The 20,825-nt window shown below is 54.5% G+C and carries 21 protein-coding genes and 1 pseudogene; 8 read left to right on the forward strand and 14 right to left on the reverse strand.

The features are described 5' to 3' along the window. Positions 1-139 precede the first annotated feature (139 nt). The 4 genes and pseudogenes from rluF to HA50_RS29745 form a co-directional block, all read right to left on the reverse strand. On the reverse strand, positions 140-1,012 hold the full coding sequence (gene rluF / locus HA50_RS29730; RefSeq protein WP_084880978.1) for a 23S rRNA pseudouridine(2604) synthase RluF: 873 nt from the start codon (positions 1,010-1,012) through the stop codon (positions 140-142). An 80-nt stretch (positions 1,013-1,092) separates the two neighbouring features. Continuing rightward, a complete protein-coding gene (locus HA50_RS29735) occupies positions 1,093-1,500 on the reverse strand; it encodes a nucleotide triphosphate diphosphatase NUDT15 (RefSeq protein ID WP_084880979.1) in 408 nt (135 codons plus the stop codon). Between the two features lie 13 nt (positions 1,501-1,513). Continuing rightward, positions 1,514-2,008 (reverse strand): annotated as a pseudogene (locus HA50_RS29740) (DUF1543 domain-containing protein). Positions 2,009-2,117: 109 nt separating this feature from the next. Further along, positions 2,118-3,266 carry an MFS transporter gene (locus tag HA50_RS29745; RefSeq protein WP_084880980.1) on the reverse strand — a complete coding sequence of 383 codons (1,149 nt, stop codon included), beginning with the start codon at positions 3,264-3,266 and terminating at the stop codon, positions 2,118-2,120. A gap of 106 nt (positions 3,267-3,372) precedes the next feature. On the opposite strand from HA50_RS29745, the gene HA50_RS29750 reads away from it, so the two are divergent. Further along, positions 3,373-3,867 carry a MarR family winged helix-turn-helix transcriptional regulator gene (locus tag HA50_RS29750; RefSeq protein ID WP_084880981.1) on the forward strand — a complete coding sequence of 165 codons (495 nt, stop codon included), beginning with the start codon at positions 3,373-3,375 and terminating at the stop codon, positions 3,865-3,867. Between the two features lie 91 nt (positions 3,868-3,958). Next, the gene (gene cybB, locus HA50_RS29755) at positions 3,959-4,498 is read left to right on the forward strand and encodes a cytochrome b561 (RefSeq protein WP_084880982.1); all 540 of its coding nucleotides are present in this window, start codon (positions 3,959-3,961) and stop codon (positions 4,496-4,498) included. Here the strand turns inward: cybB and HA50_RS29760 are convergent. Together HA50_RS29760 and HA50_RS31950 are read right to left on the reverse strand one after the other, a co-directional pair. Then, complete coding sequence (locus HA50_RS29760) at positions 4,490-5,068, reverse strand: helix-turn-helix domain-containing protein (RefSeq protein WP_244193719.1); 579 nt, start codon at positions 5,066-5,068, stop codon at positions 4,490-4,492. The genes cybB and HA50_RS29760 overlap by 9 nt on opposite strands. Before the next feature lie 35 nt (positions 5,069-5,103). Continuing rightward, complete coding sequence (locus tag HA50_RS31950; protein WP_244193720.1) at positions 5,104-5,370, reverse strand: hypothetical protein; 267 nt, start codon at positions 5,368-5,370, stop codon at positions 5,104-5,106. A 110-nt stretch (positions 5,371-5,480) separates the two neighbouring features. On the opposite strand from HA50_RS31950, the gene HA50_RS29765 reads away from it, so the two are divergent. Next, complete coding sequence (locus HA50_RS29765) at positions 5,481-6,479, forward strand: class I SAM-dependent methyltransferase (protein WP_084880983.1); 999 nt, start codon at positions 5,481-5,483, stop codon at positions 6,477-6,479. Here HA50_RS29765 and HA50_RS29770 read toward each other — a convergent pair. From HA50_RS29770 to HA50_RS29810, 8 genes are all read right to left on the reverse strand, one after another. Beyond that, positions 6,463-6,816, reverse strand: coding sequence for an MmcQ/YjbR family DNA-binding protein (locus tag HA50_RS29770; protein WP_084880984.1), 354 nt, complete (start codon positions 6,814-6,816; stop codon positions 6,463-6,465). The genes HA50_RS29765 and HA50_RS29770 overlap by 17 nt on opposite strands. Positions 6,817-6,883: 67 nt before the next feature. Beyond that, positions 6,884-8,824, reverse strand: coding sequence for a methyl-accepting chemotaxis protein (locus HA50_RS29775; protein ID WP_084880985.1), 1,941 nt, complete (start codon positions 8,822-8,824; stop codon positions 6,884-6,886). Positions 8,825-9,322: 498 nt separating this feature from the next. Then, positions 9,323-9,790, reverse strand: coding sequence for a GlcG/HbpS family heme-binding protein (locus HA50_RS29785; RefSeq protein ID WP_084880987.1), 468 nt, complete (start codon positions 9,788-9,790; stop codon positions 9,323-9,325). A 46-nt stretch (positions 9,791-9,836) separates the two neighbouring features. Continuing rightward, a complete protein-coding gene (locus HA50_RS29790) occupies positions 9,837-11,237 on the reverse strand; it encodes a c-type cytochrome (RefSeq protein ID WP_084880988.1) in 1,401 nt (466 codons plus the stop codon). A gap of 3 nt (positions 11,238-11,240) precedes the next feature. Beyond that, the gene (locus tag HA50_RS29795; protein WP_084880989.1) at positions 11,241-12,833 is read right to left on the reverse strand and encodes a GMC family oxidoreductase; all 1,593 of its coding nucleotides are present in this window, start codon (positions 12,831-12,833) and stop codon (positions 11,241-11,243) included. A 25-nt stretch (positions 12,834-12,858) separates the two neighbouring features. Beyond that, on the reverse strand, positions 12,859-13,515 hold the full coding sequence (locus HA50_RS29800; RefSeq protein WP_084880990.1) for a sugar dehydrogenase complex small subunit: 657 nt from the start codon (positions 13,513-13,515) through the stop codon (positions 12,859-12,861). 15 nt (positions 13,516-13,530) lie between these two features. Further along, positions 13,531-14,007, reverse strand: a complete 477-nt coding sequence (locus HA50_RS29805; RefSeq protein WP_084880991.1) for a GlcG/HbpS family heme-binding protein — start codon at positions 14,005-14,007, stop codon at positions 13,531-13,533. A gap of 49 nt (positions 14,008-14,056) precedes the next feature. After that, entirely contained in the window at positions 14,057-14,455 is a 399-nt protein-coding gene (locus HA50_RS29810; RefSeq protein WP_084880992.1) for a DoxX family protein, read from the reverse strand. Between the two features lie 492 nt (positions 14,456-14,947). On the opposite strand from HA50_RS29810, the gene HA50_RS29815 reads away from it, so the two are divergent. The 5 genes from HA50_RS29815 to HA50_RS29835 all read left to right on the forward strand — a co-directional run bounded on the left by HA50_RS29815 (position 14,948) and on the right by HA50_RS29835 (position 20,820). Next, on the forward strand, positions 14,948-15,925 hold the full coding sequence (locus tag HA50_RS29815; RefSeq protein WP_084880993.1) for a hydroxyacid dehydrogenase: 978 nt from the start codon (positions 14,948-14,950) through the stop codon (positions 15,923-15,925). Positions 15,926-15,927: 2 nt separating this feature from the next. Next, complete coding sequence (locus tag HA50_RS29820) at positions 15,928-16,620, forward strand: RraA family protein (protein WP_084880994.1); 693 nt, start codon at positions 15,928-15,930, stop codon at positions 16,618-16,620. 91 nt (positions 16,621-16,711) lie between these two features. Further along, on the forward strand, positions 16,712-18,172 hold the full coding sequence (locus tag HA50_RS29825; RefSeq protein WP_084880995.1) for an MFS transporter: 1,461 nt from the start codon (positions 16,712-16,714) through the stop codon (positions 18,170-18,172). 700 nt (positions 18,173-18,872) lie between these two features. Then, entirely contained in the window at positions 18,873-19,604 is a 732-nt protein-coding gene (locus HA50_RS29830; RefSeq protein ID WP_139811098.1) for a hypothetical protein, read from the forward strand. Between the two features lie 109 nt (positions 19,605-19,713). After that, positions 19,714-20,820, forward strand: a complete 1,107-nt coding sequence (locus HA50_RS29835) for a Fic family protein (protein ID WP_084880997.1) — start codon at positions 19,714-19,716, stop codon at positions 20,818-20,820. The last annotated feature ends 5 nt before the right edge of the window (positions 20,821-20,825 follow it).

Consider the following 20,825-nt stretch of genomic DNA (forward strand, 5'->3'; position numbering starts at 1 on the left):
GAAAATTAGGAAAAGTAGTAGTAATTTGTTTGGGAAGTATTAACAGGATGATAGAGCCAAGTGTAAATTATGTTTCCAACGTTCAAACAGTGCCAGTTGATAATGTGGAATGTCAGCCTGAGCTGACATTCCGACCGTCTCAGCGCCCTTTCTTTTTCCGACCTGGCTGGGTGAAACGCTTACGTGATGCCGGATGCGCTTCTGCTTTGTCGCCTTTCTTCGGGCCATTGCTCACGGGTTTGTTCGCGTTGCTGGTCTTTGCCGGGGCCTTTTTCGTCGGCTTATCTTCTGAAGACGAGTTTTCAATCAGCTTAAACAGGTCGATCAATTCATCATCGGTCAAATCGCGCCACTCACCGAGCGGCAACCCTTTCAGATTGACGTTCATAATGCGGGTACGCTCCAGTTTGGTGACTTCAAAGCCAAAATGTTTACACATGCGGCGGATCTGACGATTAAGCCCCTGCACCAGCGTGATACGAAACACAAAGGTCGATTCCTTCTTCACTTTGCATTTTTTGGTCACGGTACCGAGCATAGGGACACCCGCGCCCATTCCGGTAATAAATTCGTCTGTGATCGGTTTATCGACCGTTACCACATATTCCTTTTCGTGGTTGTTGCCAGCACGCAGGATTTTGTTGACCAAATCACCATGGTTGGTGAGGAAAATCAGTCCCTGCGAATCTTTATCCAGTCGGCCAATCGGAAATACGCGTTTGCTATGGTTGACGAAATCACTGATGTTATCGCGCTCACCTTCTTCCATGGTGGTGATGATACCCACCGGTTTATTCAGCGCAATCAACACCAGATCGTCGGCGTCACGGGGTTCAATCAGCTGACCATTCACTTTAACTTCATCACCGGCAAACACCTGAGCACCCACAGAGGCACGTTTACCGTTGATAAAAACGTTGCCCTGCTCGATGTAACGATCGGCATCGCGACGCGAGCAAATGCCGCTTTCGCTGATGTATTTATTAAGGCGGGTGGATGAGTTGGTCAGCATGGTTCCTCCGAAAAAAGAAGCGGACTATACAACAACCTTTGGCTTTCTGTGAGTGCTTTACGCAAAAGATGATAGCGGCGTTACGCTTGTAACGCCGTCAATCCATCACGTTCGATCAGCGTACGCAGTGGCGCAAAAAGCGGTTGCGGCAGTTGCTCAGGGGAGAACCAATGCCAGCCCTCGCATTTCTCCGGTTCAAGGCACTGCGGCTCACCATGGTGGCTGTGCGCCACCATAAACAGCGTGATGTAGTGTTTTTGCACTTCGGGAAAAACATCACTGACGAATGCGCCGTTTCGCAAGTCCTGCAACTGCAATCCGGTCTCTTCCTCAGTTTCACGGCGGGCACATTCCTCCGGGGTTTCACCAAATTCCAGATGCCCGCCCGGTGCGGACCAGTCACCCGCACCATGGCTGCCTTTACGGCGTCCCAGCAACAGTTTTCCGTTACGGAAAATCAAAACACCAACACCAATTTTCGGTGACATCGTTATTCCCTTATTAAACCCCAATCGGTTGATAGCCCTGCCATTCAGGACGGAACGGCGTGCCGTTAGCGTCCGGGGTCAGATGCACAAACAGGTTACCTACTTTATCCAGCAGCAGACAATCGTCCACATCCTTAAGATTGTCTTTGTGCTGATGATCTGCCCCCTTCAGCAGGTTTTCCAGTCCCTTCGCTTTGGCCTCTGCGGCATCGTTAGCGACAAACAGGTCGAACGCGTGCAGCTCCGCGAGATTGGAAGGATGGTAAGCTCCGGCATTAACAAAGAACAGGCGCTGGCTACCGGTGGTGGGTTCCGGCAACAGGGAGATGCGGTAACCATCCGCCCAGGTGATGCGGGCATAACCATCGACATGGATCTTATCTGCATCGTCCAAACCAGGCTTCACGCAGTGCCGGGCCAGGCCTCCTCAGGTTGTTCTGCAGCGACAAACTGGATGTCATGCACTTCAATGTTCGGATTTTCCGGCATTGCCACCGACATAAAACATAAACAGATTACACCGAAGTCATTTCCTTGTGCTGAACGTAAATGGAAAAGCTGCGTTATAAAGCATGGTATATATCGATACAACTGTTTCGTGCTGATACCATGCCCGGCTATAGCCCAGGCCGAAAGCGCAGCGCCATTCCCATCAGCAACATAATCCCCGCGCTCATCAGAATCCATGCACTGTCCAGCGACGCTGCGTGGTCACGTACCATTCCGGCAATCAACGGCATCAGCGCTGCGATCAGATACCCACCGCCCTGCACAAAAGAGAGCAATGCCCCGGCCTGTTCTGCTGTTTGCGCATGGTCAAGGGTGACAATCAGGGAAAGCGGGAACAGCGCGCCGATACCCAGCCCAAGCAGCAATGTGGGTAGCCAGGCCAGCACACCACCGAACGTGATCAGGCAAATTAATCCACCCAGGATCAAGGCCAGTACCAGCAACAATGGACGGCGACGATCGGGAAAACGATGGATTAACGCCGAAAGCAGAAAGCCCGCCGCCACCTCCGTCAGCGTTAACGCCCCCAGGACATAGCCACTTTGCTCAGCGCTCCAGCCATGCTGCTGATAAAACGGCGGCAGCCAGGCCAGTACCAGCGTGTAGGCCGCAGTGCCGATGCCAAAAAACACCATCAACAGCCAGGCGCGCGCGGCATGGATCGCTTGTGGTTGTTTTGCCACCACTGCTGATACTGATAATGGCAACGCCCGTCTCCACAACAATAAAGCGACCAATGCGGGCAGTGCCGGTAGCGCCAGCGCCATTGCTAAACCCTGCCAGGATGCCAGCGGAACGGCACTGATGGCAGCCAGTGCCGCACCCGCCATAATCCCGGTGGTAAACAGCGCCATCAGCGTACTGGATTTGGCGCTGAAGCAACGTTTAATCAACGCGGGCATCAGCGCCTGGATCATGCCAATCCCTGCACCGGCCAGCAGCGCGCTGGCGATCAACACCACGGATTGCAGGGCCAGACCACGTACCAGACAGGCCAGCACCAGCAGGGTCAAGCCGAGGGCGATACCCTTGCTCTCCCCGACGGTGCGCAGCAGTCGCGGCCCAGCCAGCGCAGCAACCCCCATCATGATCACCGGTAAAGTCGTCAGCAGGCTAATCTGTGTAGCACTAAGATGGGCATCCTGTTGCAGGTAAGGATAAAGCGGCCCCAGCGCCGCCATCACCGGTCTGAGATTCAGGCCGATAATAAAAACCACTAAAGCAAACAACCCGATTGCGGGTAAGGTACGTTTCACATTGCTTCTCCGCCGATGATTTATCTTAACGTTAAGATAAATCATCAGGAAGAAATAGTCCGACCGCACAAAGCAACACAGTAACCACAATAAGTGAGGGGGAAAAGTGGCGGATCACGTCGATTTTGTGACACAACAATGGGCCAGCGCGATGCCTGAGCTGGATGCATCATCCATGGCGATATTTGGTCGCATGCTGCGCATCATGAAACATCTGGCGAAAACCCGAGCCGAGGCCCTGTCCCCGTTTGGTTTTCGTGATGGGGAGTTTGACGTGCTGGCCACGTTACGCCGGGCGGGCTCACCCTTCTGTTTATCGCCGACGCAGTTGTATAAATCGTTGCTGGTCACCTCCGGCGCGATGACGAATCGTCTGAACCATCTAGAAGAGGCGGGGCTGATCGCCCGGGTCGCTGACCCGCAAGATAAACGCAGTAGCCTGGTCGCGTTAACGGTTGCCGGACGGGAGAAAATCGAGCAGGCATTGCAGGTGCATACGCAAACGCAAAATACGCTGCTGGCTGCACTGGCACCCGCGCAGCAGCAGCAGTTGTCGGCCCTGCTCAGCCAGTTGCTGGTCGCCAGTGAGCACGAGGCGTAAGTAAACGGCTCAGCCATGTGTCAAAATATAAATTCATTCACCCTTTTTTCCGCTATGTTAGCGGTCCGCTTCGCTTTTTTACGGACAGGATATGCAGAATAAATTTGCTCCTTCACAGATTCTTCTCCACTGGCTGACATTTTTCCTGGTGGTCATTGCCTATTGCACCATGGAGTTTCGCGGGCTGGCAACGCGTGGATCCTGGCAGGGTTTTGCGATGATCATCGGCCATTTCAGTACAGGAAGCTGTGTGCTGGTGCTGATGTTATCGCGTGTATTGCTGCGCTTGCGTCATCGCAGCCCGGCCATCGTGCCAAAGCCAGAGGGCTGGCAAACCGGTCTGGCGCATTTGATGCATCTGGGGCTATATCTGTTTTTTATCGCGCTGCCGATTCTCGGTATTCTTTCACGATTTTATCTGGGGCGAACCTGGTGGTTGTTTGGTATTCCGATGCCGGTCAGCGCTGCGCCCGACCCGGATTTTGCCGATATCCTGACAGGATTGCATAAAACGCTCGCGCCTTACGGCTACTGGCTGGTGGGAATCCATGCAGTGGCGGCGCTAACCCACCACTATCTGATGAAGGACAACACCCTGCTGCGTATGATGCCGTCCCGACGCTCACGCTGACCTTCCACGCCCGGCTACCTGACTGGCCGGGCGACCGAAGTAGCGCTGGAACGCCACGCTAAAATTACGGGGATGCTGATAACCCACCTGCCAGGCTGCCTGTGCCACCTGATACCCTTCTTCCAGCAGCCGATGTGCCTGCTCCATTCGCAGTGCCAGCAACTTCTCACCGGGTGTGCAGCCAAAATGCTGCTGAAAGCCCTTTTTCAGCTGGTATTCACTCAAGCCCACCGCCAGTGCCAGCGCCGCCAGGGTAACAGGTTCAGCCAGATGCGCCCGCATCCAGTTATGTGCCTGTTCCAGCCGGTCGATATCCTGAGGATGGTGTTTCTTCGCCTGTGCAGCCGCAGGTTGCAGTTGATGGCGATGTAACGCCAGCAGATTCAGCGCCTGAATCTCGCGCAGCAACGGGTCGGGCTGCACCTCGTTAAGTTGTGCGCTGGTGGCGTGACCAAACAGGCTGAACAGATGGCGTTTCAATTGCGGCTGATGCAGCAAATTCTCCGCAGCATCTTCCCCGAGATAACGCTGCACGCTCTCGGCGTTCAGCACCAGCCGCAGCTGTTGCACCCGCTCCCCCGCACGATATAACCGTTCGCCGCTACCTAGCTAGCTAGGTGTCCCGCCTGGAACAACACTTCATAACCGGAATCGGTACGGAAACGCGAGCTGCCCAGCAAACCGAAGGTCAGTACCAGCTGCGGCGAGTTTCCGCCTGGCTGGGAGCTTTCTGCCAACGCTTTTAACGGCTGATAATCAGACTGTACCAGGCGTATCCCACTGACCAGGCTGAACTGCCGCGAACGAAAAACCCCCGCACCGGGCTGGTGTTCAATCCATGGCTCATCATCACCGCCAGGGTTCCGTTGCATCGTTTTCGCCTTCACGCAGAGTCAAATCGCCGTTTCGCAGACCAATGAGAATAAATTGCATTGGCATGAAACGCTAGTCTGTAGCCATCACCGTTACTTTGGAGACAGCTATGCCATCCCCGTTACCCTTTCTTGACAACCTGCTGGCGCAACACGCCCTGAGTGGCGCAGTGGTTCTGGCCTTTGAACACCAGCTATTTGATTTTCTGACGCGGGGTGCCGATGCTACTGCCGTCGCGCAACATTTTGGCTGGCAGCCTGAGCCGGTCGGACACTGGCTGCGCTTGCTGTGGAGTGGTGAATTGTTGCAGCAACAGGCGGAAGGTTACCGTACCCACCCTGACGCCCAGGCCTATCTGTGCCGCAGCGGTACACGTTATATCGGCGATGCCTGGCGTTATCGTCAGCAGTTGTTGCAGCAGTTTGCCCGCCGACTGCCCGATCTGCTGAACCGCAGCACGCCACGCAGGCAGGATCCGCTGGAAATCGACACCGCCTGGGCCGATGCCGCCCTCAGCCAGATCGCGCAGGAACAACGCGCGCTGAGTGGCGACACCGCCTGTGCCATCGCCAGCGATCTGGCTGATTTTCAGCGCCCGGTACAGCTGCTGGATATGGGCGGGGGCCCAGGATTGATTACGCTGGCATTAGCAGAACGTTTTCCGCAGCTCTCCGGTGTGGTGCTTGACCTGCCCAAAACCGCGACCGTGGCGCAACATAATATCGAACGCGCCGGGTTAAGCGCACGCTTCCGTGCGCTTTCACAGCTGCCGGAAACACAGCAGGTTGACATCATCTGGTGTTCATCCTTGCTGTACTTTATGGAGGACAGGCAGGCGATGTTGCAGCAGTTGTTCCGCCGTCTGAAGCCGGGAGGATTATTGATGAGTGCCCATGCGGAAGTGTCTTCCGACCCAGCAGAGGCGCGTCAGGTATTGCCATTTTTCACGCCATTGATGATGCGTGGTTACAGTGTCACGAATGAAGGTGAGTTAACGCAGCAATTACAGCAGGTGGGATTTACCATCGAAGCGATTAAGCGGCTGCAACCCTTCCCGATGTCGCCGCTGAATGTCCATCTGGCGCGTAAACCTAAAACGTCAGACTAAAACTGTCATCCAGCAGCGCGAAGATCTCTTCATCAGGCAGGCCATCAGCCAGCGTCAGGCTGAGCCAGTGTTCTTTATTCATATGATAAGCCGGGTAGATGCCCGCCTGCTGGCGCAGTGACCCGCTCAGCTCCGGGCGGGTTTTGATGTTCATCACCTGCACCACAGCGCCCTCCGGCAGTCCCAGTTTATGGCTCTCCAGTGGGAAAACCACGGCAAACCATTTACGGTGGCGCGGATGACGCAGCACCGCGTATTGCGGATTGGTTTTCCAGGGGTAATCAGGTTCGACCTGGTATTGCTGGTTAACCCAGTCAAACAATTGCTGGCGATTCATGCTTCACTCCTGTGGGCAAAAAAAAAGTCGTGGCGCGATGGCCACGACTTTACTCACTTCTGACTTATCAGGCCAGATGAAAGCGCCCTACCGTTTGCGCCAGCTGAGCAGCCTGATCTTCCAGCGAACTGGCCGCAGCTGACATCTGCTGCACCAGCGCAGCGTTCTGTTGTGTGGTGCCATCCATTTCGTTGACCGCAATGGTCACCTGGCTGATCCCCCGCGCCTGCTCATCTGAAGCAGTGACAATTTCGCCGATAATGGTACGTACAGAATGCACTGCCTGGGTCATTTCCTGCATGGTTTTACCGGCATCCTGCACCAGCTGAACACCGCTGCCCACCCGCTGGCTGGACTCTTCAATCAGCGCGGCAATTTCTTTCACCGCATTGGCACTGCGCTGTGCGAGGTTACGCACTTCAGAGGCCACCACGGCAAAGCCACGCCCTTGCTCACCGGCACGCGCCGCTTCCACAGCAGCGTTAAGCGCCAGGATGTTGGTCTGGAAAGCGATGCTATTGATGATGGCGGTGATGTCGCCAATCTTTTTCGCGCTGTCATCAATCTGCGCCATGGTTTGCACCACTTCACCCACCAGCGCCTCACCACGACTGGCGATTTGCGTGGCATTGTCGGTGAGCGTAGTGGCCTGATGCGCATTGGCAGCGTTGTGTTTCACCGTAGCGGTGATCTGCTCCATGCTGGCGGCAGTCTGCTCCAGCGCAGCGGCCTGTTGTTCGGTGCGAGACGCCAGGTTGAGGTTACCGCTGGCGATTTCTCCCGCCCCCTGACGTACCGACGCGCTGGCATCCTGAATCTGTCCCACAATGTCACGCAGCTGGTTTTGCATGGTGCCGAGGGCATAGAACAGGCTGCTGGTATCGCGTGATTTCACTGCGATGTGGTTATCCAGTTTGCCATCGGCAACCGCCAGCGCGATGGTGGCGGCTTCCAGCGGTTCACCACCAATCGGTTTCAGCACTTTGCGGCTGAACAGCAGGCCGAGCAGCGTACTGACCAACAGAATGCTGATGACCATCATTACGATGGCGTTGATCAACTGGCGATTGGCGGCGGCCATCACTTCACTGACCGGGGCGACGACGCCGAGATACCATTTCTGATCGCTGTTGCCGATCACAATCGGTTGCCAGGTCACCAGCGCGTCAGCACCGATAATATCGTCATGGCGTTCAATGACATGATTGCTGAAATCGTTGGTATTACCTTTCCATGCTTTGCTGGTCAGGCTTTTATCCGGGTAAGACACCACGTTTCCGGCGCTGGAAAGTAGCATTGCGTAGCCAGTGCCTGCCCAGGGTTTGATTTTATTGACCCGATCCTGCAACGATGCCAGCGAGATATCGGAAGTCACCACGCCCCACAATTTCCCCTGGCTGACAATCGGTGCCGCAACGGAGGTCAGCAGCGTTGGTACGCCGTTGTAAGCGTAGCTGTAGGGTTCGATCAGCATGTCCTTCTGACTTTTCTGCGGCAGCAGATAATAATCACCCTGCCCAGGGGTCAGAAAGGAGGCCAGTGGATGCATAGTAAAGTTGCCAGACTGGTCACGATCCACGAACCACGCGTAGCGCCCTGTCGGTGCCTGACCCGGTTTATCGGCAAACTCGGCATCGTGTCCGTCAAAGGCGTTTTCTTCCATGATCACGGAGACGGAAAGGTAGCTGGGATTGTCGCGCAGCGTCGATTCCATCATCTTGTCGATGACTTTGCGATCCTGCACTCCCGCACCAGGCAGCGCGATAATACTGTGCCCCAGGTTATGCGCCACATCACGCGCATAGCTGAGGTCCTGCTGGATTTGTAGCGCCTGACTTTGCGCAATTTGTTGCAGATAATTTTCTGCCAGCGATCGTTGTTCGTGGCTGGATTGCCAGTTAAGCACACCAATAGTTACGGTAAAGCCGAGGGTAATGGTTAAGGCGCCCGTCAGCAGCATTTGCGTGCGGGTGCTCATTTTTTTCTTATCAGACAGTCGTTTGGCCATGCTGGCGCTCCTGGAGTTGACACTTTCCGGTAAAAAGAACCACTCCCTGTGCACTCACATTCCTTCGAATAATCTATCGGCGATGTCCGGGGGAACTTGATGGCCTGGCAGGTCTGATCAGTGGCAGGTGAAGTATTAATGTGTTCAACTCGGAGAAATGTCAGAATAGACTCGCTGTGGAAATGCAGCAGTGACGAGACAATTACTACTGGAAAAGTAATGCAGATAATTAACATCAAGAAAATGCTTCCGACAGCCGTATCAATCGTGCCAAAAGCCATCAAATTTGACGAAACAGAATACTTATTACGCACTCCTGCTAATTCAAAACGCTTACTTAAATCTGTCCGGAGTTTGATTTGTTATAGCAATCAAGCTGCCAACGTTAAAAGCATACAGCAATGAATTCATAATCCGCTCTTACCTGTAGCAGCGTGATTTAACGCTCAAGGCGGGTATTGGCGCGGCAAACAACACCGCGCCAACTGATAAACCTTATTATTTAAAACTATCACTCGCCGCTTTGGCGATGGCGATTTCATTCGGGTTGGCCGAGCCACTGACGCCCACCGCGCCCAGTGTATTGCCCTTCCACACCACCGGGGAACCGCCGCCCAGCGGGATCACGCCCGGCAACGTGGCAATGGCGGGTTCTTTGCCATTAGCGCGATCCATATATTTGTCGGTTGGCGTGCGGTACAACGCCGCGGCACGGCCCTTCAGAATCGATGAATCAATACAGCCGACCGGGGCATTGTCCATACGCTGGAACGCCAGCAGTTCACCTGACTGATCCAGTACCGCGATACAGACGTTGGCATTCAGCGCGTGGGCTTTTTCCTGCGCGGCGGCAATCAGTTTCTGCGCGTCACTCTCTGTCAAAATGGTTTGTGTGGTAACGGCCTGGGCACCCGCCGCACCGAACAGAGCGGCACTCAGCAGCGCCAGAGACAGGATCTTTTTCATTTTCAATCACTCCATAATAAGGGAGCCAGATCGCGGCTCCCGTGGATTACCCGCGCCGACGGCGCAGAAGATAAATTAACCACAGCAGTACCATCACCGCGACAACAGCGCCAGCGATAGTTAGAGGTTGGGCGTAACGGATCAGCCAGCTGCCGCTCTCACCCTGCAATGTCTGGCTGACATCGGCGCTGGTGATCGCGTGCTGTGGATTGCCGAAACTGGTGGAGACATAATTCGCCACTTTCGCCAGCTGTTCCTGACTAAACTGAGTCCGGAATTCCGGCATAAAGGCGTGCCCAGCGGCAGTATTGCGATCAACCCCTTCGGCGATAGTCATGATCAGATTGGCCGGGTCAGCGGCCAGCACCGCCGACGATCCCACCAGCGACGGGTAAAAATGCTGCGCATCGTGCGTACCCCGACCATCGCTGGCATGGCAGGTGGCGCAGGCTCCGTTGTAAAGCTGCGCACCGCTCATGGCATCCGCTGAGACATAATCATTGATATCATCTTTCATGCCCGTTTCAATCGCCGACAGCGGCGTACTGGCAGGGGCAACGGCGGGGGCTTTACGATCGGCACCGCCGATGGCAGGCACCTGCTTCAGATAACGCGCAATGGCTTGCAGGTCACTGTCATCCATTTTCGAGAACGAGTTCTGGACCGCCGTGCCCATCTCTCCGGCGGCAATCGCTTTACCATGCAGCGCACCGGTGCGCAGGTAGGTTTCGATTTCGGCTTCGCTCCAGTCACCAATGCCAGCTTTGGCATCCGGCGTGATGTTGGGTGCGCTCCAGCTACCGACTTTCCCGCCAGACAGGAAACGATCACCCTGCTCCGCCATCATGCCGTTGCGCGGCGTATGGCAGGTGGAGCAGTGCGCCAGGGTGCGAACCAGATACTCACCACGTTCGGCACTGCCCGCTGCGGCATCGCTGCCCGGCACCGCGCTTTTATCGAGGAACATCAGGTTCCACATCGCCATCACCGGACGGAAAGAGAACGGGAATGGCAAATGGGTTTCCGGTGCCGGATGATCATCAGCAGGCACGCCCAGCATCAGGTAGGAATACAGCGCGTGGATATCCTCGTCTGACATCCCGGCAAACGCGGTGTAAGGCATAGCCGGGTAAAGATAATGATTACCCGGTGCTTTACCCTCACGCATCACCGCGGTGAAGTCGGCGAGGCTGTAGTTACCAATACCGGCGCTTTTCGATGGTGTGATATTTGAACCGTAAATCATACCCATCGGCGACTGGATGGCATAACCACCGGAAAAAGGCTGGCCGCTTTGTGGACTGCGATGGCAGGCGGAGCAGTCACCGGCGGTTGCCAGATATTCACCGCGTTTGACCAGATCTGGCGAGGCATCCTGCGCCAGACTTACGCCGCTCAGCAGCAACAGGCTGGCGCTGGCGATGCGAAATAACCTATTTAAGCGCATCGGTCAGATCTCCCTGGCAATGGTATCGGCCATACGGATCGCCAGAGCGATACCGGTCAGCGTCGGGTTAACGGTTGCCGAAGTGGGCATAACACCCGTGGTGGCGAGGAACAGATTCGGGTGATCCCAGCTGCGGCAATGAGCATCCACCACCGAATCCTGGCGGTTATCCCCCATAATGGTGGTGCCCATAATGTGGTACTGGTTGCGCCAGCCGGTGGGCGCTTCAATCACTTCGCCGTTAAACGCCTGTAAAAAGTTGGCAAAGTCTTTGTATGCCTGTGGGCGCATACCACGCACGTAATTGTCGAGGTGATAGTTCACCTTGAGCATTGGCAGACCAATGGAATCTTTACGGTCGTAATTCGGCACCACGCGGTTAGTCGGGCTGGGCAGGGTTTCGCTCATGGTACTGATATTCATAATGCGTGACGCGCGATCGCGGATAGCATCATCCAGCGCCTGGCCCATCATGCCCTGTTTCAGCAACGGCACCGTCACATCGACGTTGGGTACCAGGTTACGCAGCGAATAACGAATGGCGGAATGCTGTGCGCGGCTGGCTTCATCGCGACGATTGGCGATAGTGCCATGCTGGACCGAACCACGACCGGTCCACAGCGGTTCATCAGCCAGGAAAGTCAGGCTCAGACCGGTATGATCCATCAGATTACGGCCCACCTGATCGGAACTGTTGGCAATGTCATTCATCAGCAGCAACTTAGGTGTTTCCAGCCCGTGTGCCGCCACCACAAACACTTTCGCGGTGAGACGAGTATCTTTGCCATCCGGCTTGCGATAGGTCAGTGCGACAATTTTATTGCCCGCGCCCTTTTCCAGTTTCCAGGCAACACATTCGGTCAGCAGCTTCACACCCAGCGCGACTGCCTTATCAACATGCATATCACCGGAATACATCGCGCCAATCGGGCAGATCGGTTCGCAGTTGTTATTGCCGGCACAGGCCGGGCGGCCATCGTAAGGGCGAGAGACACGCGCATGAGGTTCATGCACCACCTGATACCCCATCGGGCCAAGTTTGGCCTGCATGCGCTGCACCATATAAGGTTTCGCTTCCGGCGGCAGCGGATACTCGGCAGATCGCGGAGGATAATGACCGCGCCCCTGGCCGCTCTGATCCTCTTCACCGGTGCCCACCACACCAATTTCACGTTCGGCTTTGACATACCAGGGTTCCAGCTCGGCATATTCAAACGGCCAGTCGCGCCCCACGCCATAGACGCTTTTCAGTTTGAAATCATTGGGTAACAGACGCCAGCAGGCGGATGCCCAGTGGCGGGTACTGCCCCCGGCCACGCGCAGGTAACTGGTGACATACTCAAAATCCTCATCCCCTTTGGCATCGATATAGCCTTCGGTGTAGGAGTTAGGCGCCCAGGGCAGATTCGGGTACGGTGCGCACCAGTTACGTTTACTGGCACCGTTGCGGTAGTTTTCCACCACTTTCCAGCGTGGGATATAGGGGCCGGCTTCCAGCATAATCACCGACTTACCCGCTTTAGCCAGCTGGTAAGCCGCATTAGCGCCGAGTGCGCCGGAGCCGATGATCACCACATCAGCATCAAATTCGCTCATTTTGTTTTCCTGCTCACGTTTCTTGTTATGTGTTGTTGTGCTGCGCCAGCAACGCCTCGGCTTCCACGAGGGTTTTGGCTTTTCCCTGGATCATTAACAGCCACGGGGCATCCGGTTCTTTGATGCTGCTGGCGGCAGCGGGCGAGCGATCGCCCCAGGCGCGGATTTCTGCTGGCATCGCGGGCGCATTAACCCCCGGCGGCACTTCAGCCCAGTAATCACCACCGGCTCGCGCGTAGGTAGGGCGGATGGTGTGATCGCGCGTGGGTTCGTACATCAGTGCGGACAGAAAGGTGACAAAATGCGCGTCATCCACCGCTTTGGTGGTCGAGGGATGACCGGTGTAGCCGAGATACCACGGTGAAATAATGGTCAGCGCGGTTTTAACCTCGTCATCGCTTAACTGGGCGACAATCTGTTCACGATCTTCGCTGCGCAGCGCATTCAGCCGCGTCATCAGGCTGGCGAGCTGGGCGGGGAATGTGCTGTCCTGCTGGCACAGTAAGGTCCACAGGCGTTCGGTGATGCCGATATCCAGCCCGCGTCGCCCGGTAAGCAACTCACTGGCACGCAGCAGCAAGGCTGCGCCACTGTCAGTGGGCGCCGCCAGCAAAGGTTGCATCGGGATAGCGACAATGACCGGTGTCGCCATCATCAGTTGTAAAAAGCGTCTTCTTTCCATTTTCAGCTTCTCACGCTAGCCAGCATTCAGGGCCGACAGCGCCCCTTTAGCGGCTTCGGCATCAACATTGCCATCTGGCGTGCTGACGCCAATCGCCCCCACTACCACGCCATTGAGTTTCACCGGCTCGCCGCCAGGCAGCGGCACCACCGCCGGATTGCCCAACATCCCGATATTCCCTGCCGCGATCTTCTGCTGGAAGCTGGCAGTCGGTACGCCGAACGCCGCTGCGGAATGGGCTTTTTTCGGTGCCAGCTCGCTGTTCGCCAGCGTCGCACCATCGAGACGGTCAAAGCTAATCAACTGACCAAAGGGATCAACCACCGCGACCACGCCACCAATCTGATGGCTACGGATGATTTGCTCAGCTTTTGCCACCAGCGACTGTGCCTGCTGATGCGTGAGTATGGAAACCTGGTTAACCGGTTGGGCGGCCTGCGCAGTGGCGCAGATCAGTCCGCTGCACAGCAGCGCTGTCGTAATCAATTTCATGATGGAGTCCTGAAATAATGGGTTAAGGGATGTTAAGTATTTTGCCCGCTCAGCTCCGGGCGAAGCGGCGTTGCAGCAGATGGTCGAGGCTCCATTTGCCGCCACCATGCAGGCACAGCAGCAGGAAACCGGCAGCGCAGGAGATGTTTTTCAGCCACACCATCAGGTGTGCATGGCTGTAGCCCTGGTAGAACAGGAAACCCGCCACCACCGAGAAAACCGCCATAAAAATCGCGGTGAAACGGGTGAGGAAACCCAGGGCAATCGCCAGTCCACCGCCGACTTCCAGCAGGATCACCAGTGGCAGGAAAAAGCCCGGTACGTTGTTACTGGCCATCAGTTGCAGGTTGTCGCTGTAGTGCGCAATTTTGTCGACGCCGGAGGTAAAAAACAGGCCGACAGCCATCACCCGACCAAGTACGGAAAGCAGATCTTTGGACTGATTCATGATGTAACCATTCTGATATGTAGTTGTTAATGAACCAGACAGTACATTTTAAATCTTTACTAACTTTTACCATTTCGTGCTGACACAAAAGGGGCGTTTTTTTGCGCGGGCGCGCGGATGACACAATTTTGTACCGAAGGAAGTAAGCAATTGTTTCTTTTGTAACAGGCGGTTGAGAGCAGAGTTTGAAGTCGATCACACTATAGGCTCGCGCCAGAACCTGACGATGCGCGGTCACACAATGCTGATTTCTGCAGCCTCCCGGCCCGATTGTTTAACAAAAAGCGTTAGCCAGTATGCAGCTATTGATGTCATCAGAAAGTGAACAAGTTGTTAACGCAGTATGGCGCGCTGTTTGCCGTGATTTTGCCCGAAGTTCTCCCGCTAAAAATGGCGATAAATTCCCAACAGGAATGAATTCATAACTAACACAGAATATTTTTTATCGGTTTCCGATGCCAGGATGACGCTAAACCCTATCGGAGAACCATCATGACTTATCGCTTTCTCGTGACGACCACGAGCCTCGGCCAGGGAGGCCGCAACTTACTCGCTGACGCCCATTGCGTCGTGGATTATCTGGACAACGCCAACGATGCGGCGGAAGTGGAACGTCGGATGAGCAGCGTACCTTATGACGCGGTGATTTCACGTACGGTTGAGTTAAGTGCCAAAGCGATAGCCGCCTGCCCGACGTTAAAAATCATCTGCAAACACGGTGTTGGCGTAACCAACATCGATGTTGAAGCCGCAACCCAGCAGGGGATCCCGGTGCTGACAACCCCGGCGACAAACGCGCAATCGGTCGCGGAACTGACGCTGGCGCTGATGCTGAACTGCGCGCGTCGCCTGCCATTCTTCCAGCAGGAAGTGGCTGCCGGTCGCTGGACACGCAGCGGTGATGGTGAAGAGTTGCAGGGGAAAACGCTCGGCCTGGTGGGCTTTGGTGAAATCGGCCGACGTGTAGCGCGCGTTGCTCACGCCATTGGCATGCAGGTAGCATTTTTCGATCCGGCCATTGCTGCCGATGCCGATTTTGCTGGCGCACAGCGCTGTGCATCCCTGGACGATTTACTGCCGCTGGCTGATGTGCTGAGCCTGCATTGCCCGGTGACACCGAAAACCCGCCAGATGATCAATGCGAACTCGCTCGCACTTCTGCCACAAGGTTCCATCCTGATTAACACCGCACGCGGCGAGCTGGTGAATGAGGAAGCACTGGCAACGGCGCTGCAAAATGGGCAGCTGCGCGCGGCGGCGCTGGACACCGTGGCCCAGGAACCGATGGCGGCCGATCATCCTTTCCGCACCCTGCCGAACCTGATTATCACCCCGCATATTGGCGGATCTACTCCCCAGGCACTGGACGCTGTGGCGCAAAGTGCGGCACGTCAATGCCTGGCCTGGCTCGATAACCAACATATTCACCTTCCTGCCTGTGTTAATCCGCAGGTACTTAACCGGAGTTAATTATGACGATGCGAAGTGACTGGCCGATTGGCTATTTTATTGGCGAACGTGGCCCACAAATTGATAACGCTCTGCTTGCAGCCTTCCGCCAGCTGCCGGTGCCCAATATTGGCGACTCAATGGGCCGTAGCGTCGGCGCATTAGGGCTGACGGCTTATCACAACGATCCGCAGCTGGTACTGTGTGGCCCGGCGCTCACCGTCAAGGTGCGTCCCGGCGACAACCTGATGATTCACAAAGCCATTGAACTGGCGCAACCGGGCGATGTGATCGTGGTGGATGGTTCTGGCGATCTGACCCAGGCGCTGATTGGTGGCCTGATGCGCACTTCGGCTGTGGCGAAGAAGATTGCGGGTTTCGTCATTGACGGGGCAGTACGCGATCTTAACGAATGGGCTGAGGGTGGCGTGGCGGTCTGGGCGCGGGGTAACACGCTGCGCGGCCCTTCAAAAGACGGCCCAGGTGAAGTGAACACCACGGTGCACTGTGCCGGTCTGGTGATTTCCCCTGGTGACCTGATCGTCGCCGACGCTGACGGCGTGATCGCCATTCCGCATGACGAGCTGAGCGTACTGCTGCCGCGCGTACAACAACATGCGCAGCGTGAAGAGAAAATCCGCGCCAGCAATCTCGCCGGAACCAACGATCCAGAGCGTTTTAATGCGATTCTGCGTGCCAAAGGTTGTCCTCTTTAAAGGCCCCTGAATCATTCAGGCTACAGCCAACGCCCCTGTAGCCTGAAACACCTGCGCCTTCATCATTATAAAAACAGTGGAGTACCCTACCGTGCTGAAGAAAATTTCACTGAGCGAGTCGTTACCGCCACCGATCACCTGGCGTGACAATTTCACACCAGAAGAAGGTAAAGCCTTTGGTGCGCAGCTTTCCGCGCGACTGGAGCGATTACCGGCCGCCCGCCCATTATGGTTAATTATTTTTGCGCTGGCCCTTGGCGGCTGGTTTGAAGTTTATGATGTGTTTCTCACCGCCTATATCGGGCCGGGCATGGTACGTGAGGGAATTTTCACCCACGGCAGCCATAGCTTCTTCGATCCCAGCAGCCTTGGGGCGTTTGTGGCGGCGATGTTTCTGGGTGTTTTTCTCGGTACGCTACTGATTGCCAATCTTGCGGATCGCATGGGACGGCGCAAAGTCTTCATCATCGCCTTGCTGGTGTATGCCATCGCCAGCGGCATTATGGCCTTCCAGCATCATCCCTATGCCATTGTGTTCTGGCGTATTGTCTCAGGGATCGGTGTGGGTGCAGAGCTGGTCACCATCGATGCTTACGTCTCAGAATTCATCCCGGCACGTCTGCGTGGTCGTTCATACGCGTTTGTGCAGGCGATTCAATATACCTCGATTCCGACTATCGCCTTTTTGTCATGGCAACTGGTGCCGCTGGCGCCATTTGGGCTGACCGGCTGGCGCTGGGTGGTGTTATTTGGTTGCATCGGGGCGGTGATTGTTTGGTTGATCCGTATGGGGCTGCCGGAAAGCCCGCGCTGGCTGGTTGAACAAGGTCGTTACAAAGAAGCCGAAGATATTGTGCGCCGCCTCGAAGCGAAGGTGGCCAAATCGACCGGCGCGGTATTACCCCCCGTCAATGTCGAAGCGCTGAAACCGGTGGAGAATATCCCGGCAGTGAAAAATGAGATGTGGCGGCCACCTTACCGTCGCCGCACCATTATGTTGCTGGTGTTCAACTTCTTTCAGTCAATTGGCTACTACGGATTTGCCAGTTGGATCCCGACCCTGCTGGCCGCGAAAGGTGTCACCTTCACCCATAGCCTGCTGTATTCGTTCCTGATTGCGTTTGCCAGCCCGCTGGGACCGCTACTGGCCATGACCTTTGCTGATCGTATCGAACGTAAATGGCTGGTGAGTGGGTCGGCGCTGGCGATAGCGCTGGTGGGTACGGTGTTTTCCTGGCAATCGCAGCCGGTAATGCTGGTCACCCTCGGTTTGTTGCTGTCACTGGCCAGCACCTGTATGACTTTCTCGTATCGCGCCTATCAGGCGGAATTGTTCCCGACACGTTTTCGTGCCAAAGCCATTGGCATGGTTTATTCGGTGAGTCGCATCAGCGGCATGTTATCAGGCTTTACCATCGCATGGGTGCTGCATGAGATGGGCGTGGGTTCGGTGTTTATGGTGATATCCACCGCGATGGCGATTGTGGTCTTCACCATTGGCATTTTTGGTCCACGCACTCTGAATCGTCGTCTGGAGGAGATTGCTTCATGATGTCCGGTTTGGCAAAAATTGCGTAAATCGCCTGATTTGATCGCAATTAAAACATCAGGGGGATGCTTGCATCCCCTTTTTTGATCCAGCGCAAAAACATTCAACGCATCTCCTGTCAGCTTATTCCTCACAGGGTCTTCACACCCACATAACAAGAGGATACGAAGATGAGCACTAAAGTGACTTTAGCAGGCGTGTTATTGGTCTGGCTGGTGTATGTCGGCTGGATGGTGAATTACTATGCAGGTACTTTCTCGTTGTTTACCCATTGATTGGCGCAATGGCGTAATTTAACGTGCGCGGTCCATCCCCGCGCGTTAAATTGCGCCGCTGCAAAATATAGCCCAAAAATTCCTGCCATTACGCCATTTATTGCCCTGCACTCAGATAAAGAATTTTGCCTCATCTCTCATTTTCATTTCATTCAACGTGAAAATTTCAGGCTGAAATCGCCAGTAATGAACAAAAAACCGGCACCTGTCGCGGCAGCGACAAACATATAAAACCGTAGCAATTACAATGTCTTTTTCATTCATTAAGCACCGAAAATACGCGAATTAACATGCTGATAAAATCAGGGAAAATTCATTACTGAAGCGTAGATGAGTGTGTTTACACTGCTGAAGTTGACGAGGTACCGTTCGTTCAACACTTCAGTCTGTGACCATTCAAACAATCATCTATTGAGAGGTTCGTTATTATGCGAATACAAACTCCCTATTCCCATCTGACAGCACATCTGGATAGCGTATTTTTTGATGAGACATCATCGAGATATAAAACAAATCAAACAATTAAGAACTTCTGTAAAAATCTAACGAACGTTATGAATGCTGGTGTAAGTTATAATAAACTGTTATCAAATTCATCAACAAGTCGTGTTCGTGGTGATTTATCACATATTAAAAAGCTTTCAAAAAAGATACCCGTGGCAGAAGAGGCAATTATTGCCAAAATAGAAAAAGCCAAGTCGGAGGGGGAAAACCTGACTTACTTTACCAGGACACAGGCAAAAATATCTGATGATATTGATAAACTTCAGTGTCTACTTAAAATGGCAGATTTGCTGACCCTGGGATTGCGTCATCCCGACCCCTCCTCTGTTATTGCTCCTGCGGGTAAACTTATTACTGTATTAGCTTATTTATACGAGTTTATTGATGACAGGAAAGTTTTTAAATATTTCTCGATCCATGGACATTATCAGCTTAATGCCCCTCGTCTTCCGCAAAATAATCAGGTTGTGAATCCTGTGCTACCCTCCGCCCCTGCCGCTGACGATCATTATTTAATGGGTCATCACAGTGGAATAGCCCCTGGTGAAGCCCCTCCCACCTACGAGCAGGCTATGCAACAAGGGCAAAATCAACGTATGAATGCCTATGCGAGTCGTGATTATCCCCGACCCGGCTGGTCAATGAACCGAATATGATCTACTATTCGACTCATTATATGAGCCGAATAAACATCCAAATCGGCTCGAATTCCGAGCCGAATAAGCATCCCATTCAGCTCAAACGCCATGAAATTTGAGGTGAATCATGTGGATATGGCAACAACCCAACTGGCCAGCATTCCACTGGCAGGATGAGATATTGCTGCCCCGGCTCCGGCATTTGCAGCAGCAGCGTGGCGTTTTGCTGGGACGAGCCAGTATTGCAGACAATAACGATCACCAGACGCTGGATACATTGCTGACAAATATTCTCTCTTCTTTAGCCATTGAGGATGAGCGAGTCAATGCCCAGTCGGTACGATCCTCACTTGCCCGCCGCTTAGGCGTATCGCTGGACCAACCCTATCCGGTGTCTGAACGTTCGGAAGGATTAGCCGCAATGATGATGGATGCCATTACCCTGCGCGACCAGCCTTTAACGCTGACACGTTTATATGAATGGCATCGCTGGTTATTCCCTGTGAGTGAATGGTCAATTCAACGTTTCAATGTCGGAGGTTTACGGGGTGAGGAGCCAATGCAGGTGGTGTCCGGACGGATCGATCGCCCCACGGTTCATTTTGAAGCGCCACCTCGTGCCGGGCTGGATTCACAGCTACAGCAGTTTATCGACTGGTTTAATCACAGTAGGCAAGACGTTTTGCTCGATCCTTTATTACGCGCCGGATTGTGTCATTTATGGTTCGTGACGTTACATCCCTTCGACGATGGTAATGGGCGCATCACGCGCGCATTGACCGACCTGGCTCTGGCGCAGGCTGACAGTCAAAGTATTCGATTATATGCCATGTCGGCATCCATTCTGGCTCGCCGGTCTGATTACTACCGCATTTTGCAGGAGACACAACGCGGGGAGATGGATGTGACAGCCTGGCTGGCATGGTTCCTGGAGGTGCTCAACGACAGTCTTGAACAAGCCCTGGTCGTGATAACCCGCACCCAGCAAAAAGCCCGCTTCTGGCTGAATCATCAGGGAGCCGCGCTCAGCATGGAACAAACGAAGGTGCTTAATCGCTTGCTGGATGGCGGTGAGCAGGGCTTCGCGGATGGCATTAGCGCAGGTCAGTATCAAAAAGTGGCAAAAGTGAGTAAATCCACGGCGACACGCCATTTGAACGAGTTACTGGAGAAGGGCTACCTGGAGAAACTTCCGGGCGGTGGCCGCAGCACTCGCTATCACATCAAACATTAATGCAG

The sequence above is a fragment of the Pantoea cypripedii genome, assembly GCF_002095535.1.
Classification (GTDB): domain Bacteria; phylum Pseudomonadota; class Gammaproteobacteria; order Enterobacterales; family Enterobacteriaceae; genus Pantoea; species Pantoea cypripedii.

Coding starts and splice junctions, on each gene's coding strand:
- HA50_RS29820 (WP_084880994.1), top strand. CDS start 15,928: ATGACGATGCGAAGTGACTGGCCGATTGGCTATTTTATTGGCGAACGT.
- HA50_RS29790 (WP_084880988.1), bottom strand. CDS start 11,237: ATGCGCTTAAATAGGTTATTTCGCATCGCCAGCGCCAGCCTGTTGCTG.
- HA50_RS31950 (WP_244193720.1), bottom strand. CDS start 5,370: ATGCAACGGAACCCTGGCGGTGATGATGAGCCATGGATTGAACACCAG.
- HA50_RS29835 (WP_084880997.1), top strand. CDS start 19,714: ATGTGGATATGGCAACAACCCAACTGGCCAGCATTCCACTGGCAGGAT.
- HA50_RS29815 (WP_084880993.1), top strand. CDS start 14,948: ATGACTTATCGCTTTCTCGTGACGACCACGAGCCTCGGCCAGGGAGGC.
- HA50_RS29785 (WP_084880987.1), bottom strand. CDS start 9,790: ATGAAAAAGATCCTGTCTCTGGCGCTGCTGAGTGCCGCTCTGTTCGGT.
- HA50_RS29795 (WP_084880989.1), bottom strand. CDS start 12,833: ATGAGCGAATTTGATGCTGATGTGGTGATCATCGGCTCCGGCGCACTC.
- cybB (WP_084880982.1), top strand. CDS start 3,959: ATGCAGAATAAATTTGCTCCTTCACAGATTCTTCTCCACTGGCTGACA.
- HA50_RS29775 (WP_084880985.1), bottom strand. CDS start 8,824: ATGGCCAAACGACTGTCTGATAAGAAAAAAATGAGCACCCGCACGCAA.
- HA50_RS29735 (WP_084880979.1), bottom strand. CDS start 1,500: ATGTCACCGAAAATTGGTGTTGGTGTTTTGATTTTCCGTAACGGAAAA.
- HA50_RS29800 (WP_084880990.1), bottom strand. CDS start 13,515: ATGGAAAGAAGACGCTTTTTACAACTGATGATGGCGACACCGGTCATT.
- HA50_RS29810 (WP_084880992.1), bottom strand. CDS start 14,455: ATGAATCAGTCCAAAGATCTGCTTTCCGTACTTGGTCGGGTGATGGCT.
- HA50_RS29770 (WP_084880984.1), bottom strand. CDS start 6,816: ATGAATCGCCAGCAATTGTTTGACTGGGTTAACCAGCAATACCAGGTC.
- rluF (WP_084880978.1), bottom strand. CDS start 1,012: ATGCTGACCAACTCATCCACCCGCCTTAATAAATACATCAGCGAAAGC.
- HA50_RS29765 (WP_084880983.1), top strand. CDS start 5,481: ATGCCATCCCCGTTACCCTTTCTTGACAACCTGCTGGCGCAACACGCC.
- HA50_RS29830 (WP_139811098.1), top strand. CDS start 18,873: ATGCGAATACAAACTCCCTATTCCCATCTGACAGCACATCTGGATAGC.
- HA50_RS29805 (WP_084880991.1), bottom strand. CDS start 14,007: ATGAAATTGATTACGACAGCGCTGCTGTGCAGCGGACTGATCTGCGCC.